Below are 15,296 nucleotides of genomic sequence, written 5' to 3'. Positions count from 1 at the left end.
CACCCGAGCGCCATCACCCCCGGTTCGCCAGAAAGACGCCGAGGTAGATCGCCACCAGTGCACACGCGACCCCCACCCCGAACGCGAGCGTGTACGGCGACTCGAGGACGACCTCACCGTCGTGGTCGACGAGCCAGCCGACGAAGCCGACGACCACCAGCGCGACGGCGACGAGCCGGAGAACGGACACGAGCCGACGCGCGCCGGTGGTGGCGGACTCGAGGCGGTCCTCGCCGGTCACGATACCACCCGGTCACGGGACCGAACGGGGCGGATTCGGAGCACAGGTTCGTGACGGTGGGCCACCGCCAAAACGATTGAGGCGCGAGGAGGTGGCAGAACAGACTGGCAGGGATTTATCCGGAGTGGGGCCGTCTGTCGGCCCGATGAAATCTGCCTGCGTCTCCCTCACACACGACGCGGAGACGCTCGCGCCAATCCACGCGGCGATCTGTGACGCCCCGGCGATCGACCGGGAGGTGATCCTCGGCGGACAGTCGGTCGACGGCGTCGAGACGATCACCTCGTTCGTTTACGGCGACGCCACAGCCTACGAATCAATCCTCGAGCGCCTCGAGACCGTCCGCGAGTACGACGTGACGCCGGCCGAGGACGGCTTCTTCTGTTATCTCCGACGAGAACTCGAGGCCGAGGGGCTGTCGCTGCTCGACGCGCTGGCCCAGGAGACCGTCGTCGTCGTACCACCGATCGAGGTGCGCTCGGACCGGACGATCCGGCTGACCATCGTCGGGCACCCGTCGGATTTGACGCGCGTATTCGAGCGAGTGGCCGACGGCGTGACGGTCGACGTCCTGTGGGCGAGCGACAGCGTGACGGTCTCGGGAGCGCCCGTCTCCGATCGCCAACTGGCCGCACTCGAGGTCGCACGAGAGCTGGGGTTCTACGAAGTTCCGCGGCGAAACGGCATCGAAGCGGTCGCCGACGAACTCGACTGTGCGGTCTCGACGGCCTCCGAACTCCTCCGGCGGGGCGAGGCCGCCGCTGTCGAACGCGTGCTCGAGGACACCCGGTGAGTGGGGTCTCGACCGCTCCTGCTAGCGGTGGGAGTCGTCGGCTCGCTGGACGTCGGCTCGCCGCTCGCCTGTCCGACAGAGCGCCGTATATGCAGTTCCGGCCATGACCGTCTCGACGACGCGACACTCCTCGAGTGTGTCGTCGAGGGCCTCGAGCACGTTCTCGTCGGGGTTCCAGTTGGCATACCACCGGAAGAACCGCCAGATGAGCGGGTTCAGGAGTCGCAGGGGGCCACTCGGCGCAGGCCTCACGTCCACCACGATGATCGGTGCACCGGGGACGAGGTGACGGCGGACGGTCTCGAGGACCGCGCGAACGTCGGGCATCACGCTCAGCGAGAGCGTCGCGATGGCGGCGTCGAAGCGCTCGTCGAGGTCGACCGTCGTCGCGTCCGCCCGGACGACGTCGACGTTCTCCCAGCCGTGCTCCTTGACGCGCTCGCGCGCGTTTTCGACCATGTCCTGACTGTAGTCGACGCCGACGAGCCGGCCCTCGGACCCGATCTTGTCGCGGACGGACGCGAAGTTGACTCCGGGTCCACAGCCCACCTCGAGCACGCGATCCCCCGGGTGCAGGTCCAGCCGGGAAATCGCCCGCTCCCGGATCGGTTCGAAGTCCCGTTCACTCATCCCGTACCAGTCGCTCCAGCGATTCCACACCCGACGGCTTCGCTCGAGGTGGGCCTCGTGGTCTGAATCTCGGGGTCGACCGTCGGCTCGAGTGGCGCCGTCACGACGACTGCTCGAGGAGTCGGCATCCGCTGCAGGGTCTGTCGACCGCTGATCTGTGGTCATACGCGTACAGACGCCAGCAACCGGAACGTAGCTTCGGGCGAAGTGTATCGGCCAGTCACGTCAGACCGAGTCCGCTGGCGCAGGACTCGAGCCGTCACCCTCCCACGCGACCAGTTCCTGGACGAGCGAGACCGTCGCGGCCGTGAGAAGCAGGCCAACCACCGCTGCGACGGGGGCTGCGATCGCGAGTCCGACTGCGCCCCCAAGACTGACGACGAGTGACAGCGGGAGCGAGGCGACCGCCGCGAACAGGAGGTGCCAGACGGCGAACGCCAGGTAGGCCCCACCGCCGACTGCGAACGCGTACGAGCGACGGAGCGACGCAGGCAGCGACGCGTCGTCGACGACGATCAGGAACGGCGCGGCGTAGAAGAGGTAGCCGACGAGGAGGATCAGCGGGAAGACGACAATCAGTCCGGCGATACCGGCGACCAGCGGGGGAACGAGAGCAACCGCGAACGCTGCGAAGACCAGCGCGTAGTAGCCGAGCAGCGACGGGGTGTAGCGGATCAGCGACTCGAGGGTCGACCCCCGTTCGTCGCGGAGTCGGCGGTCGATTCCACCGAGGTAGCCCGCCGCGACGGCGGCGTAGAGGACGATCGAACCGACCAGTACGAGTCCGAACCAGCCCGCGAGTTCGGGTCCGACGGCCTCGAGCGGGATTTTACCGTACAGCGGCACCTCGAGCGTGTGCTCCGAGCCGGCTGGCTGTCCACCCGCCCTGGCCTCGTCGAACGGATCGCCCCCGCCGGTTCCCGGTCCGGCGTCTCCGACCGGTATCGAATCGGGCGCTGGCGGTGGTGGGTCGGCCAGCGACCAGAGGTCGAGAAGCGGCGTGGGGAAGGCGAACTCGAGGTTGATCGTGACGCCCCCGGGGTCGAGCGTTCGACGGACGTTCTCGAGATTCAGCAACGAGAGTGCGAGCGGCACCAGCGCGAACGGGAGGAGTGCGTCGAACCGGTCGGCGGCGTGGGTGACGTGCCGACCGAACGCACCCGAAGACGGGGGCGGACCGTCCGATCCGCCGTTCGAGTGGCGGTCCGAACCGACGCTCGAGTCGTGATTCGGATCAGGACCAGGGGCGGAATCTGTGCCCGCGTTAGGGTCGTGATCAGACGGGAGCCCAGAATCGGAGTCATCTGACGGGGAGGGGACCATACCGACGAATGAGACGACAGGGAATTGAACGCTTCGATACGGTGACTCGAGCGCGACGCCGTCGACGACGTCAGGTCAGGCGACGACGGCTCGAGGACCAGTTTTCCCGATCCGTCCTCACCGGCCGCCGCGCATGCCGTCCCGGAACTCGAGGAGGGTCCGCCGGAGCAGCAAGTAGGTGAAGAAGATCAGGGAGAGCAGGATCAGGACGATGGCGACGATGACGGGGTCGTCGGGGATGAGGTCGACCATACGGGAGCGATAACGCACCGGGTTCCAAAGTCGTTTCGACGTGCTCCGGCGCTCGAAAGGCCGTTCGGGGCAGGTGACGACCGTATCCCCGTCGGTCGATTCCGGTCGCGGCTCCGGCAATCAGGAGTCGCCCGCGACGTCACGCCAGTCGGGTGCCGTCGAGAGGTCGCGGTCGGCCGCCGCCTCGAACGCCGCCAGCACCACCTCGTTCAGCGCCGGGTGGACGTGGACCGTCCCGGCCACGTCGTCGACGGTCCCCCCACCCCGTTCCATCGCGACGACGACCTCCTGCAGCAGCGACGCAGCGTCCGGGCCGACGACGTGGCAACCCAGAATCTCGCCGTCGGGGCTCGAGAGTACCTTGACGAACGCCTCCCCAGCCTCGAGGTCGAGCAGCAGCCCTTTCGGCGCTGCGTCGTAGCTGACCCGGGTCGACTCGAACTCGCGGCCGGACTCCTCGAGTTCGTCCTCGGTCTGCCCGACGCTCGCGGCTTCCGGACTGGTGAAGATCGCGTGTGGCATCGCGCGATAGTCGACTTCGCGCTCGAGGTCGGCTGTCTCGGGGAGGACGCCGGACTCGGTGAGCACGTTCGCCGCCACGATTTCAGCCTCGTAATCGGCGGCGTGTTTGTACGGTTCCGCGCCCAGGACGTCACCGAGCGCCCAGACGTTCTCGGCCCCGGTCTCGAGCCGGTCGTCTGTCTCGAGGTATCCCTCATCGTCGGCCCCGATGCCCGCGTTCTCGAGATCGAGGGTGTCGGTGTTCGGCGTGCGACCGGCGGCGACGAGGAGCGCGTCGGCCTCGAGGTCGACCGGATCGGCGTCCTCGTCGTGCCCGTCGTCACCGTCGCCCGTGTCCTCGACGGGTTCGGCAGTGACTGTCACCGTGCCGTCTGCCTGTGAGACCGCGGCGGCCTCGTAGCCAGTGTACAGGTCACAGCGGTTCTCGAGTGACTCCGTTACAGCCACGCTCACGGCCTCGTCCTCTCGGGGAACGAGTCGATCACTCCGACCGACGACCGTCACCTCGGTGCCGAGGGCGGCGAAGAAGTACGCGAGTTCGGCGCCAACGTAGCCGCCGCCGACCACCGCGAGCGAGTCCGGTTGCTCCTCGAGAAAGAGCGCGTCGTCGCTCGTCAGGAAGTCGACGTCCTCGAGGCCGTCGATCGGCGGCGTCGTGGGTCGACTGCCGACGGCGATCACGACGTGTTCGCCCTGAATGCGACGAGGACCGTCGTCGTCACCACCCTCGACCGGATCGATCGCCACCGTCCGCTCGTCGACGAACCGCCCCTCACCGCGGAACAGGGTGACACCGTCTGCGTCCTCGAGCGAGCGTTCCTGTCGGTCGGCCTTCTCGTACACGAGGTCGTGGACCGCGGCCGTGATCGCCCCGTAGTCGACCGACTCGAGGCTGGCCTCGAGGCCGAACCGACCAGCCCGGCGGATCGTCTCGGCGACCTCGGCCCGCTGCAGGAGGGCCTTCGAAGGGACGCAGCCGCGAGTGATGCAGGCCCCGCCAAGGGGCCCGGGTTCGATCACGGCCGTCTCGAGGCCGCACCCGGCCGCCGCGGTCGCGACCTGACTGCCGGAGCCGCCGCCGATCACGACGACATCGAAGTCGTCTTCGGCCGCAACCCCGATCTCGTCCCCGTCCACACTGTCGCCGTCGCCATCGGCCATGCATCGCTCGACCACGGTCGGACCCGTAAAACGGTCGCGTGCGCTGGCTGGTTCGAGAGACGACCGGTCGGCAGAGCGAAGTCAGAGCCAGTCGTCGCCCGTCTCGTCCGTCCTCGATTCGAGGTAGGAGTCGACCGCCTCGGCAAGGTTCTCGATCGCCGCGCCGGGCGACTGCCCCTGGCTCGAGACGCTGGTCTCGAGGTCGTCGGCGATGTAGAGGCCGTGGTCGTTGACGCGCAGGCGGACGTCGGCGTCGGCGAGCGCCTCGTAGTCGGCCGGCTCGACGTCGACGTCCTCGAGGGCGACGGGTTCGGTGTCGGGTTCCTCGGAACTCATAGGCGGCCGTTGGGGGCGTCGGGGGAAATACGCACCGACGTTCGCCGGCGGTGCGGTCACGCTGCGATGACTCTTGACATCCTCCCGCGACTAAAGACCGTGGCATTGGCCTGTCAACCTGTAATCCTACCCGAGCAGTTTCTCGTGGAACGACGGGACGAGATCCAGTGCGACCGCGATGAGGACGAGCCCGAACCCGAGGAGCGCGCCGCTGGCAACGTAGCTGATGGCGTCTGAAGACTCGAAAATTCCCTGGAGGCCGCCAGCGACGAACAGCAGGCCGAGCCCGAGCAGGACGACGGTCGCGAGAACGTCGAGAAGTGCGTCCGTGACGGCAGCGTTGACGACGGTGTAGAGTTCCTCGGGGGACATCTCGGTCGGTTCACCGCCGTCGGTCTCGAGGTCGGGTTCCCGTTCCATGCACGCAGTTACGGTTGGAAGACATATAATTGTACCCAGACTGCTGGCCACCGACGACGAACACTCACGATCTCGACCTGAAGTTGGACGACCGACCCGACGATCCGCCGTCGACTGGCCCACGGGATCGTCAGCCGCTCGAGCGTCTCGAGCGGCGGCTCGCCGCGATCGAATCGCGGATCGAGCAGACCTGAGAATAATCGTAATCCCCACTCGAGCAGCACTGCCGTGTCGCCCGTAGAAAAAGCCTTTAACGGCGTCGGCCCCTACGCTCTGTAAATGGTACTCGACGATCTCGGGAGTTCGCTGCGGGGCACCCTCGACAAACTCCGCGGGAAGTCCCGAATCAGCGAGGAGGACGTCGAGGAGGTCGTCAAGGAGATCCAGCGGTCGCTGCTGGCGGCCGACGTCGACGTCTCGCTCGTGATGGAACTGTCGGACAGCATCAAGGAGCGATCGCTCGAGGAAGAACCCCCGGCTGGCACCCCGGCCCGGGATTTCGTCCTCCGCATCGTCTACGAGGAACTGGTCGACCTCATCGGCGACTCGACGGAGTTGCCACTCGAGGATCAGACCATCCTGCTCGCCGGCCTGCAGGGGTCTGGGAAGACCACCTCCGCCGCGAAGATGGCCTGGTGGTTCTCGACGAAGGGGCTCCGACCCGCCGTGATCCAGACCGACACCTTCCGACCCGGTGCGTACGACCAGGCAAAGGAGATGTGCGAGCGCGCGGAGGTCGACTTCTACGGCAACCCCGACAACGACGACCCCGTCGACATCGCCCGGAAAGGCCTCGAGGAGACGAGCGACGCCGAGGTCCACATCGTGGACACCGCGGGTCGCCACGCGCTCGAGGACGACCTGATCGACGAGATCGAACAGATCGAGGGCGTCGTCGAGCCCGACACCTCCCTGCTGGTGCTCGACGCCGCGATCGGGCAAGGTGCGAAAGAGCAGGCGAGCCAGTTCGACGAGTCGATCGGCATCGACGGCGTCGTCATCACCAAGCTCGACGGGACGGCGAAAGGTGGCGGTGCGCTGACTGCCGTCGACCAGACCGACTCGTCGATCGCCTTCCTCGGCACCGGTGAGGAGGTTCAGGACGTCGAACGCTTCGAGCCAAACGGCTTCATCTCGCGGCTGCTCGGGATGGGGGACCTCTCCCAGCTCGCCGAACGCGTCGAGCGCGCGATGCAGGAGACCGACATCGAGGAAGACGACTGGGACCCCGAGGACATGTTGCAGGGCAACTTCACCCTGAACGACATGCAAAAACAGATGGAGGCGATGAACAACATGGGGCCGCTCGATCAGGTGCTCGACATGATCCCCGGCTTCGGCGGCGGGATCAAAGACCAGCTTCCCGACGACGCGATGGACGTCACCCAGGACCGGATGCAGAAGTTCACCGTCATCATGGACTCGATGACCGACGCCGAAAAGGAGTACCCCAAGGCCGTTGGCGCGAGTCAGATCGAGCGCATCGCCCGCGGCTCGGGCACCAGCGAAGACGACGTCCGCGAACTCCTCCAGCAGTACAAGATGATGGAACGGACCATCAAGCAGTTCCAGAACATGGGCTCCGAACAGGAGATGCAGCGCATGATGAAACAGATGGAACAGCAAGGCGGCGGTGGCGGCGGCCTCGGCGGCATGGGGCCGTTCTGATCGGTCGTCCACACGCGTTCACACGTTCCTCACCCGCTTGCTTACGGCTCGAGGTCGGCGCTCTCGGGCAACTCGTCGACCAGTACCACTGCATCACCCTCGAGTGCCACCGTCCCCTCGCCGTCGGTAACGACCGTGTCGACCCGGTATCTCGAGCCACCCAGTTCCTCGGTGACCTCGCAGGTCGCGGTGACACGGTCGCCGATCGAGACGGGTGCGAGGAAGCTACTCTCCTGTGAGAGATAGATCGTCAGCCCCGGTAGCCGGGCCAGCGTCGCGCTGACGACGCCGTTTGCGAGGACACCGTGGGCGATCGGCTCGCCAAATCGGCTCTCGACTGCGTACGCCTCGTCGAGGTGCACCCGATTCGTATCGCCCGTCACCTCGGCGAACGCCTCGACGTCATCGGCGGTGATCGCCTTCGAAAACCGGGCGACGTCCCCGACCGAAACCGTGGATTCGTCTGCGCCGCGGTACTCGAACTGCCAGTCGTCACGCTCGTACAACGTGTCCGTCCGCACCTGCTGCCGGGGTGGCTGTTGCGCTCGAGTGCGCCGTCGATGGACCAGGTGGGGCACGTAGTAGGTGAGTTCTGTCGTCGTAACGATCCCTTCGAGGGTGGAGCCGCCGACAGCGCCGGGATCACTGTCGGCCACCACCGGCAAATGTTCGAGATCAGCGTCCCGTAACGCCGAGACAGCCTCGACGATCGACGCGCCGGGTTCGATCGTCTCGAGTGGCGTCGACATCACCGCCTCGAGCTCGAGGTCGCCCATATCGGGGTGGCGACAGAGTTCGGTGGCGAAGTCGCCTTCCGTGACGATTCCCACGGGCACAGCCGTATCGACATCGGCGTCGGTAACGACGACCGAACTGACGCCCGCATCGCGCATCTCGAGGGCGGCATCGGGCACCGCGGCGTCCGTCGGCAGGGTGACCACGTCCGTGACCATAATCTCCGAAACCGGAATCGCGTCGTGCATACGACGGCCTCCCACGCCAGGCCACTACGGTGTTTGCCCCTCGAATCAGACACGTTCGGAGCTTGAAAATCGCGTCTGCGGCAGAATTGCGCCGGGACGTCAGCCCTCGATCGGCCGCCCGTCCTCCGTCGGCGGCGCGATCTGGTCGACGTACTCCTCGAGCGTCGGCTCGTCGACGCGAACTCGGACCGCGATTTCGCCGAGTTCGTCCGGTTCGCCGACCGAGAAATTGACTCGCCCCTCGAAGGCCGCCTGCTTCTTCAGTGCGAACGAGAAGACGTCCCCCTCGCGATTCGAGAAGAACTCCCCGCGGGCCGTATCGAGGATCTCCTGTCGATGCAGGAGATCGGAAAAGTGCTCGAGGGAGTGGGCCTCACCGCGGAACTCGCCGTAGGATTCCTCGAGTTCCGCGTTCGGGAAGATGTTGGTGATCGCGTCTGCAACCCGGGCCGTCACCTCGGTGTCGTAGACGGGGGCGGTGATCTCGACGTCGACCCGGTAGACGTCGGTCATGGCTGGCGCGCCTCCGTCGGTTCGTCGTCCAGCTGGTCGGATTCCGACGCCACCGACGGCCCCTCACGGATTACCTTGCGAATCCGGTCGTGGAACGCCTCGAGCGTGTCCGTGTTCTCGACGACGACGTCCGCACGCTCCATCGCGTCGTCCATCCCGAACCCGCGCTCGCGTTCGTCACGGTCTGCGAGCGCTTCGCCGCCGTCGTTCTCGCCCGCGTCCCGCCCGCGGGCGTCGATCCGCTCGGCCCGCAGGTCGAAGGGGGCCTCGATACTCACGAGCGTGAACGCCTCGTCGAATCGCTCCTCGAAGACGTCCACCTCGGTATCCGATCGAATGCCGTCGACCACGACCGCATCGTGATTCTCGAGGCGGTCCTCGATCATCGGCAGCGAGCGCTCGGCGATCGCCGTCGGCCCGTTCTCTTCGCGCAACGCCTGGGCGACCGTCCCGTGATCTTTTGACGGGTCGAGGCCGCGATCGGCCGTCTCCTGGCGAACGACGTCGCCCATCGTCACCACGGGAATTCCCTCCTCACGCGCGACGGTGGCTGCCTCGCCCTTGCCGCTCCCGGGCAACCCCACCGTTCCGATGACGTGCATTACCCCCGGATAACGGCGACGAGCGCTTAAGGACTGTGCCTCGAGGTTGTCGGTGTGGGTGGGATAGCGGTTGGACCCTCGAGAACTGGTGTGGATACCTCGAAAGCCCCCGACTCGTGCGTGGCGGCTCCACCGCCACGCACGAGTCGCCCCCTTTCATTCCCACCCATGTCGCCAAGCCGACCATGCCACCGCGGGCGGGAATGAAAGGGGCTGCCGGCGTCCGGGAAGACGGGCGACGCAAGCACTGGAGGGAGCAAAGCGACCGAAGCGCGCAGCGAGCTATTCGCGACCGGAGTGAGCGAATGCCAGCGAGACGCGAAGCGTCTCGCCAGGCCATCGACTGGACGCCGGCAGGGGCTTTCGAGGTGTTCTCATTCAATACAGGTGGGAGAACGGACGGTCACAACAACACACTCTATGGCACCCCTCGAGACTAATGTCCTCGAGGTGGACGCCCATCCCATGCGACTGTCAACGAAGGTGCTCCTCGTCGGCATCCTCCTGATCGTGATCCCGATTCCGGTGTTACCGCCGTTCGTGGGGGCTGCCATCGGACTCGTGCTCGTGGCCCTCGGGGCATTTCTCAGGTTCATGGACCTGTGATCCGGTCTCGAGGGGGCAAATCCGTACTGCTTATACCACTCGATGGGTGAGACGTACTCGAGGGCACGTAGCTCAGTCTGGATAGAGCGTCGGACTTCTAATCCGACGGTCGTGGGTTCGAATCCCATCGTGCCCGTGACGCCGGCGAACGGTTGTGAGCCGTGCGGAACGGATCTCGTGGGATTCGAATCAGGGAGGTGCTTGTCTCCGACCGTGGTTCGAATCCCATCGTGCAAGCGATTCTGCAGAAAGTGGACGCAACGAGCGAGTCACGCACCTCGAGGGGTTCGAAGTAGTGCAACCTCGAGCACGCTCGTCGATTCGTCGGGCGGCTTCTGAGTGGGCGATCAGGAGAGAACCAGCGACGTCCTCGAGCGCGACGACCTCACCCAGAAGCAGCGAGAGGAGATCGCCGAGACACTCTCGACTCGAGCGATCACCTTCGACGTGGAAAGCTCGGTCTTTGTCAGAGCAAGGGTAAAAGATAAGTCACTAACAAGACTTGAGAGGTTTGTCACACGCTGATGAATATATATCGCGAGTGTAGTACGAACGGAGGGGTAACTACTGAGGAATGCGCCTCTTCTGAGAGCTACCAGTGATCACCTACTCAGCGAGAGGGGCTTTTGATGATTCTACTGACCAATGAGTGAGGGAGAGTAACAGTTTATCCCCCTGGTGTCAAACAAAGAGGCGTGCCTCTGGACGTTCGATGTGCAGTCCCGGACGACGCGGCGGCAATCCGTGAAATTGCTCGTAAGAGCTGGCACGCCGCCTACGACCCGATCCTCGGAGAGGAGACCGTCACGGAGACGATCAACCAGTGGTACGCACTTGAGAACCTCAAGGCGTCGATTGCGGAGTCACATGCCCGTGAAGACGCCGTCTGCCTGATCGCCGAGGAAGCGGACGAACCCGTCGGCTTCGTGCATGCCGGTCCGCACCGCGATCGGCCAGCGGTCGCATCGCTGAACCGGATCTACGTCCGTCCCGACCGGTGGGGCGAAGGAAGTGGTACGGCGCTGCTCGAGCACGTCCAAGACTCCCTTCGCGGAGAATACGATCGGCTGTACCTTGCCGTCCTTGCGGACAACGAGGTGGGCGTCTCGTTCTACGAATCGGCAAGCTTCAAACGGATCAGAACCCAGGATAGCGACCTGAAACCGGAAGTCAAGGAGTACGTTTATACGAAACCACTCTGATCCGACCCCCATAATATTATAATTGTTACATTTCGGAGTGGTACCTTCGCATCCGCGTGAATCGGTTGTATCCGGCTTGAGTGGGCAACATAAGCGGCCTAATTGAAACCCCAGTCGATGATAGATTTCAGCGGGATTGCTGCATACAAGGCGCGAACTTTTTCGGCGTCGGGTTCGCCGGAGGCGAACCGCTCGCGCAAAAACTTCGATGAAAAAGGCGGACGGCTCGGCCCACGGCCTCGCCGCCCGAGAACCGGGCTCGCTTTGCTCGCCCGGATGCTGGTGATGAACCCACTCTCTGGATTCAGCACGCGCTTTCTACCAGCTACTGAATAGATTGAATGAGACGTGCTGAATTCACCGCGCGTATCGCTCACGTCTTTTCTCGAATTATGTCCCTCTTGTTCACCATCTGCAGATTTTTCAGCGGATGACGCTATGATAGTAGACCCCAAAGGAAATGTGGGTGATTCAATCTATGGCAAAACCCTCGACACATGAAACGAATAAAGAGATTGTCTCACGCTGGTGGTCCGAGTACTGGGGCGAACCGAACCCCGACATCGTCGACGAACTCGCCGCAGATGACATTCGGTGGTACTACCCACTGGCCGGTGAAGTGCAAGGACGTGAAGAAGTCAAGAAACGCATTATTGGATATAAGCAGCGGTTCCCAGAAGGGAGGTTTGAGCTTACCGACGAACTGATCGCTGAAGGCGACCGAGTGGTCGCCCTCTGGGAGGGAGGTGGGACACACACCGGCCGCTCTTGGGAGCTTCCACTAGGCAGCCTCCCGGAGGCCTCCGGTGAGAAGGCACAGTATACGGGCACGACAGTATTCACTGTGCGAGACGGTCAAATCATCGAAGAGTATGGGCAGGCTGATTATTTCGGGGTGATGCAACAGCTCGGCCTCATTGAACCACAGACCGACTAGTGCTGTCCATCTTCATTTACCTCAATGACGGCGAATCGGGGAACGACAAGATATACTCTGGGTGTGTCACAACGTTTCTGACAGAAGTCGGCTAGTTCGAACAGCTCGTGCTGAACCCACAGCGCGAATGTGGCAAGAGATTCTGCTTGATTTGCGGAGGTGGTGATCGCCCAGTACAGGTGAAGGGTACATCACTGGGACGAAAACTCCATCAATATTTATACTCCAACGAAATGTGAATTAACTATGCGCCGTCGTGCCCTCCTCACCACCCTTCCAGTCAGTGCATCAATTATCGCTGGATGCCTGAATAGTTCTAACACAGACAATACCGGTGATGAAGATACTGCCGAAACGGATACTACTTCTGATGCACCCCAGTTTGAGGTCGATGAAGACGCCCCCGGTGAGTTCATTCTCCTTCGGAATCAGCCACAGGAACCAGGCGGCGTCACCGTTGGTGACGAATTTGAAATCGCAGTTGTTCTCGGAAACGCTGGTGGCGAATCCATTACCGGTGAAGTCGATGTTGAACTCGTCCCACCGAACGAAGATTCGGGCGTTCAAACGGCCACCATCGTTGTTGACGATGATGACGAAATCCCGTCCGGGGCAGCGAGGTTTTTCACTACTGGGTTGTTTGAAGCGACAGTCGCTGGCGACTGGGAACTCATCGCAGGCACCGGGATCGGACAGGTTTACCAAACCTACGACCCAATAGTCACCGTCGAAGAGCGACCTGACGACTGATGACATCTCCCCACTTCTAATTACAATTATTGGCGGTTTCATTACTGCAAACTAGTTCAAATACAGTGTTCAGTTCGCACGTGTAGTGTGCGGATGGTTCACTGATCCCGACGTGAAACAAACGGGATTGTCGTGCTGCACCCATCCTCTGGATTCAGCACGCGCTTTCTACCAGCTACTGAATAGATTGAATGAGACGTGCTGAATTCACCGCGCGAATGTGGCACGGACTGAGAGCCATCTGCGAAGATGAGTGATCGATCAGTATAGAGTCGATACCGAACATAGGAATAGCGGATCAGTTGGGGTTGGGGTCAATTCCCCAAGTAATGTGGTCCCACATTCGCTCGTAGAGATAGTATGTGAACGTCTTGGTGACGTTCGTGACGATGCCGATACTTACTGCGTCAGTCCCGCTCCCCGTAATGATCCATGCGACACCAACCGTAATCATGATCATAAACAGGCGGTAGCAGAGTGTCTTTACGATTGCACGGAGCTGCCCCTGGTGGGGAGACCACGTGAAGAGCCGAGCCAACTTCATCAATTCTGGTTAACATAGAGTGAAAAGTTAATTGTTTCTGGTGTCGTCACCGATTGGTTTGGTCTACGGAAATTCATTCGAACTGCTCGCTCAATACGCAGGTTCTCTTCCGGGTGTATCAAGCCTATATGGGCGAAATAAAGCCAACCGTCATGGTGCACTAATGCTCTAAGTCGGTCACACCACTCCTGACAGAATCTGAGCAGTTCGAACAATCCGTGCTGAATCCACAGCGCACATGCAGCACAGGCGTTCGCTCGACCGGAACGAGTGACGAGGTCAGGAACGAACCGTGACGAACTGGTGCGTCGAATGCGACTCGCTCGACACGGAGCGGTACCGAGGCGATGACGACGGTCACTTTCGGATGAAGTGCCGCGACCGTGGGCATCCCGGCAGCCCATACATCTACAGTTCCTGATCGGGCGTTTCGAGGGTCAAAACTCCGAAATATTTTTCAAAGATAGATGGCTGTGGCCAGTCATGGACATCGCTCCGCGACGCCTCATTCTCGCCGCGGTCGTTGTCGTCCTCTTGGCCGCCAGCGTCGGCCTCGCGTTCACCCTTCCTCTCGAGTCGACCGACCGGTCGATCCCGTTCGACACCACTGCCGGCACCGACGCCACCGTCCCCAACACCGAGACGGCAGCCGTCCATATCGATGGCGTAATGTTCTTCGACTATTCGTACGTCACGGCCGCCGAAGGCGCCGAGCACCTCGTCCTCGAGACGGACGGCGGCAACTACTACGTGGAGCGATACTCGCCCGGCAACAGCTCCGTTACGCACGCCCGCATCAGCGTCGTCGACGAGGAGGAAGCCGACCGCCTCGCCGACGATTCCGACGGCGAGGTCGTCGACCGCTACCAGGAGGACAACCGCCACGTCGTCATCCTCGAGGGCGATGAAGTCACCCCGCCTGCGAAGGTCGTCGATTCCTGGCGGTACATCGCCTGGTCGACGCTCTACCGGGCGGACTACGAGACAGCCAGCACCACGGACGGGTTCGATGTGTACGCCGCCAGCGACGCCTGGCATTTGTATGACGGCCCTGGCCGAGACTTCCGCCTCTCACACACCGACGGGGAGGTCGTCGTCGACGGCGACCAGCAGCTACACCGGGCCGACGTCTCCTACCGCCTCACGCCCGGGATGTCGTATGCGCACTACCATCGGAACCTCGACGACAGCGAGTCCGTCTCCGTCGTCTACGAGTTCGACACTGTGGACGCCGAGGTCGACGCACCCGACTGGATCGACGAGTAAACGCATCGGCAGCCATCAGTGACATTCCGACTCTACCTGAATACCAAACTCCCACTGCTGAACTCACGCTCTGGATGTTGCACGCGCTTTCTACCAGCTACTGGATAGATTGAGCGAGGCGTGTTGAACTTACAGCGCGAATGTGGCACAGACTAAGTAGCGATGGACGCAGAAGGTCAAACGCTCAGTACAGACCAAGCACACATCGCTCACTATAGATGATTTTCGTTCTAAGCCCCTGCACCAGATACTCTCTTCCATAATAGATGAAATAGCAAGAGAATCATCTGGGCCACCAGTGGAATCACAATACTATCAAAAATAAGCACCCCAACTATTCCAAGTGTGAAAATTCCGACGCCAAGTGCGATAGCTCCCACTAGCGATTTTCCATATGTTTCATTTATTGCGTAACCAGAGATAGCTGACTGTCCAATCAAGAATGCAGGGGTACCAATCCCAATAGCAACCATGCTGATTATATTCTCCATTGACATAAGAACCTTGCGCCACACTCAGAATTATATTCTATAGAGAGGGATTTGAA

20 protein-coding genes and 1 tRNA gene are annotated in these 15,296 nt (G+C 62.5%); 9 read left to right on the top strand and 12 right to left on the bottom strand.

From position 1 onward, the window contains the following. Positions 1-13 precede the first annotated feature (13 nt). Entirely contained in the window at positions 14-241 is a 228-nt protein-coding gene (locus B1756_RS08795; RefSeq protein ID WP_228434550.1) for a hypothetical protein, read from the bottom strand. 145 nt (positions 242-386) lie between these two features. On the opposite strand from B1756_RS08795, the gene B1756_RS08790 reads away from it, so the two are divergent. After that, positions 387-1,034 carry a helix-turn-helix domain-containing protein gene (locus B1756_RS08790; protein ID WP_086888206.1) on the top strand — a complete coding sequence of 216 codons (648 nt, stop codon included), beginning with the start codon at positions 387-389 and terminating at the stop codon, positions 1,032-1,034. 21 nt (positions 1,035-1,055) lie between these two features. Here B1756_RS08790 and B1756_RS08785 read toward each other — a convergent pair whose 3' ends face one another. The 6 genes from B1756_RS08785 to B1756_RS08765 all read right to left on the bottom strand — a co-directional run bounded on the left by B1756_RS08785 (position 1,056) and on the right by B1756_RS08765 (position 5,678). Further along, positions 1,056-1,829, bottom strand: coding sequence for a class I SAM-dependent methyltransferase (locus B1756_RS08785; RefSeq protein WP_086888205.1), 774 nt, complete (start codon positions 1,827-1,829; stop codon positions 1,056-1,058). A gap of 60 nt (positions 1,830-1,889) precedes the next feature. Next, positions 1,890-2,987 carry a hypothetical protein gene (locus B1756_RS08780; RefSeq protein WP_086888204.1) on the bottom strand — a complete coding sequence of 366 codons (1,098 nt, stop codon included), beginning with the start codon at positions 2,985-2,987 and terminating at the stop codon, positions 1,890-1,892. Between the two features lie 117 nt (positions 2,988-3,104). Next, entirely contained in the window at positions 3,105-3,239 is a 135-nt protein-coding gene (locus tag B1756_RS20045) for a DUF7859 family protein (RefSeq protein ID WP_267128239.1), read from the bottom strand. Positions 3,240-3,359: 120 nt separating this feature from the next. After that, positions 3,360-4,922 (bottom strand): dihydrolipoyl dehydrogenase family protein, encoded by a 1,563-nt coding sequence (locus B1756_RS08775; RefSeq protein ID WP_086888203.1) that lies wholly within the window; start codon positions 4,920-4,922, stop codon positions 3,360-3,362. 81 nt (positions 4,923-5,003) lie between these two features. Then, positions 5,004-5,258, bottom strand: a complete 255-nt coding sequence (locus B1756_RS08770) for a type II toxin-antitoxin system HicB family antitoxin (protein ID WP_086888202.1) — start codon at positions 5,256-5,258, stop codon at positions 5,004-5,006. Positions 5,259-5,384: 126 nt separating this feature from the next. Then, on the bottom strand, positions 5,385-5,678 hold the full coding sequence (locus B1756_RS08765; RefSeq protein ID WP_086888201.1) for a hypothetical protein: 294 nt from the start codon (positions 5,676-5,678) through the stop codon (positions 5,385-5,387). A 279-nt stretch (positions 5,679-5,957) separates the two neighbouring features. On the opposite strand from B1756_RS08765, the gene B1756_RS08760 reads away from it, so the two are divergent. Next, positions 5,958-7,346 (top strand): signal recognition particle protein Srp54, encoded by a 1,389-nt coding sequence (locus tag B1756_RS08760; protein WP_086888200.1) that lies wholly within the window; start codon positions 5,958-5,960, stop codon positions 7,344-7,346. A 41-nt stretch (positions 7,347-7,387) separates the two neighbouring features. Here B1756_RS08760 and B1756_RS08755 read toward each other — a convergent pair whose 3' ends face one another. The 3 genes from B1756_RS08755 to B1756_RS08745 all read right to left on the bottom strand — a co-directional run bounded on the left by B1756_RS08755 (position 7,388) and on the right by B1756_RS08745 (position 9,444). Then, entirely contained in the window at positions 7,388-8,329 is a 942-nt protein-coding gene (locus tag B1756_RS08755) for a MaoC/PaaZ C-terminal domain-containing protein (protein WP_086888199.1), read from the bottom strand. Positions 8,330-8,428: 99 nt separating this feature from the next. After that, on the bottom strand, positions 8,429-8,842 hold the full coding sequence (locus B1756_RS08750) for an RNA-binding domain-containing protein (RefSeq protein WP_086888198.1): 414 nt from the start codon (positions 8,840-8,842) through the stop codon (positions 8,429-8,431). Further along, positions 8,839-9,444 (bottom strand): AAA family ATPase, encoded by a 606-nt coding sequence (locus tag B1756_RS08745; protein ID WP_086888197.1) that lies wholly within the window; start codon positions 9,442-9,444, stop codon positions 8,839-8,841. The genes B1756_RS08750 and B1756_RS08745 overlap by 4 nt, the downstream gene beginning before the upstream one ends. Positions 9,445-9,909: 465 nt before the next feature. On the opposite strand from B1756_RS08745, the gene B1756_RS19620 reads away from it, so the two are divergent. From B1756_RS19620 to B1756_RS08715, 6 genes are all read left to right on the top strand, one after another. Beyond that, positions 9,910-10,050, top strand: a complete 141-nt coding sequence (locus B1756_RS19620; protein WP_186336522.1) for a hypothetical protein — start codon at positions 9,910-9,912, stop codon at positions 10,048-10,050. 61 nt (positions 10,051-10,111) lie between these two features. Beyond that, a tRNA-Arg gene (locus B1756_RS08735) sits at positions 10,112-10,186 on the top strand. A 203-nt stretch (positions 10,187-10,389) separates the two neighbouring features. Further along, entirely contained in the window at positions 10,390-10,575 is a 186-nt protein-coding gene (locus B1756_RS08730) for a hypothetical protein (protein ID WP_086888195.1), read from the top strand. Between the two features lie 170 nt (positions 10,576-10,745). Next, a complete protein-coding gene (locus tag B1756_RS08725; protein ID WP_086888194.1) occupies positions 10,746-11,252 on the top strand; it encodes a GNAT family N-acetyltransferase in 507 nt (168 codons plus the stop codon). Between the two features lie 478 nt (positions 11,253-11,730). After that, positions 11,731-12,189: an ester cyclase gene (locus B1756_RS08720; RefSeq protein ID WP_228434548.1), complete on the top strand. Its 459-nt coding sequence runs from the start codon at positions 11,731-11,733 to the stop codon at positions 12,187-12,189. 246 nt (positions 12,190-12,435) lie between these two features. After that, a complete protein-coding gene (locus tag B1756_RS08715; protein WP_228434546.1) occupies positions 12,436-12,939 on the top strand; it encodes a hypothetical protein in 504 nt (167 codons plus the stop codon). Between the two features lie 298 nt (positions 12,940-13,237). On the opposite strand, the gene B1756_RS08710 is transcribed toward B1756_RS08715, so the two are convergent. Then, on the bottom strand, positions 13,238-13,483 hold the full coding sequence (locus tag B1756_RS08710) for a DUF2061 domain-containing protein (protein WP_086888192.1): 246 nt from the start codon (positions 13,481-13,483) through the stop codon (positions 13,238-13,240). Positions 13,484-13,966: 483 nt separating this feature from the next. On the opposite strand from B1756_RS08710, the gene B1756_RS08705 reads away from it, so the two are divergent. Further along, positions 13,967-14,749, top strand: a complete 783-nt coding sequence (locus B1756_RS08705; protein ID WP_086888191.1) for a hypothetical protein — start codon at positions 13,967-13,969, stop codon at positions 14,747-14,749. A gap of 230 nt (positions 14,750-14,979) precedes the next feature. On the opposite strand, the gene B1756_RS19190 is transcribed toward B1756_RS08705, so the two are convergent. Then, a complete protein-coding gene (locus B1756_RS19190; RefSeq protein WP_152031283.1) occupies positions 14,980-15,246 on the bottom strand; it encodes a hypothetical protein in 267 nt (88 codons plus the stop codon). Between the last annotated feature and the right edge of the window lie 50 nt (positions 15,247-15,296).

Source organism: Natrarchaeobaculum aegyptiacum, assembly GCF_002156705.1.
In the GTDB taxonomy this organism is placed as follows: Archaea; Halobacteriota; Halobacteria; order Halobacteriales; family Natrialbaceae; genus Natrarchaeobaculum; species Natrarchaeobaculum aegyptiacum.
Note: the sequence above shows the minus strand (reverse complement) of the source record. Positions and strands in the feature narration are given on the sequence as shown.

Excerpts from the sequence above, each read along its gene's own strand:
- B1756_RS08765 (WP_086888201.1), bottom strand. The coding sequence starts at position 5,678 with ATGGAACGGGAACCCGACCTCGAGACCGACGGCGGTGAACCGACCGAG.
- B1756_RS08745 (WP_086888197.1), bottom strand. The coding sequence starts at position 9,444 with ATGCACGTCATCGGAACGGTGGGGTTGCCCGGGAGCGGCAAGGGCGAG.
- B1756_RS08755 (WP_086888199.1), bottom strand. The coding sequence starts at position 8,329 with ATGCACGACGCGATTCCGGTTTCGGAGATTATGGTCACGGACGTGGTC.
- B1756_RS19620 (WP_186336522.1), top strand. The coding sequence starts at position 9,910 with ATGCGACTGTCAACGAAGGTGCTCCTCGTCGGCATCCTCCTGATCGTG.
- B1756_RS08790 (WP_086888206.1), top strand. The coding sequence starts at position 387 with ATGAAATCTGCCTGCGTCTCCCTCACACACGACGCGGAGACGCTCGCG.
- B1756_RS08710 (WP_086888192.1), bottom strand. The coding sequence starts at position 13,483 with ATGAAGTTGGCTCGGCTCTTCACGTGGTCTCCCCACCAGGGGCAGCTC.
- B1756_RS20045 (WP_267128239.1), bottom strand. The coding sequence starts at position 3,239 with ATGGTCGACCTCATCCCCGACGACCCCGTCATCGTCGCCATCGTCCTG.
- B1756_RS19190 (WP_152031283.1), bottom strand. The coding sequence starts at position 15,246 with ATGTCAATGGAGAATATAATCAGCATGGTTGCTATTGGGATTGGTACC.
- B1756_RS08720 (WP_228434548.1), top strand. The coding sequence starts at position 11,731 with ATGGCAAAACCCTCGACACATGAAACGAATAAAGAGATTGTCTCACGC.
- B1756_RS08770 (WP_086888202.1), bottom strand. The coding sequence starts at position 5,258 with ATGAGTTCCGAGGAACCCGACACCGAACCCGTCGCCCTCGAGGACGTC.
- B1756_RS08715 (WP_228434546.1), top strand. The coding sequence starts at position 12,436 with ATGCGCCGTCGTGCCCTCCTCACCACCCTTCCAGTCAGTGCATCAATT.
- B1756_RS08750 (WP_086888198.1), bottom strand. The coding sequence starts at position 8,842 with ATGACCGACGTCTACCGGGTCGACGTCGAGATCACCGCCCCCGTCTAC.
- B1756_RS08705 (WP_086888191.1), top strand. The coding sequence starts at position 13,967 with ATGGACATCGCTCCGCGACGCCTCATTCTCGCCGCGGTCGTTGTCGTC.
- B1756_RS08785 (WP_086888205.1), bottom strand. The coding sequence starts at position 1,829 with ATGACCACAGATCAGCGGTCGACAGACCCTGCAGCGGATGCCGACTCC.
- B1756_RS08780 (WP_086888204.1), bottom strand. The coding sequence starts at position 2,987 with ATGGTCCCCTCCCCGTCAGATGACTCCGATTCTGGGCTCCCGTCTGAT.
- B1756_RS08760 (WP_086888200.1), top strand. The coding sequence starts at position 5,958 with ATGGTACTCGACGATCTCGGGAGTTCGCTGCGGGGCACCCTCGACAAA.
- B1756_RS08775 (WP_086888203.1), bottom strand. The coding sequence starts at position 4,922 with ATGGCCGATGGCGACGGCGACAGTGTGGACGGGGACGAGATCGGGGTT.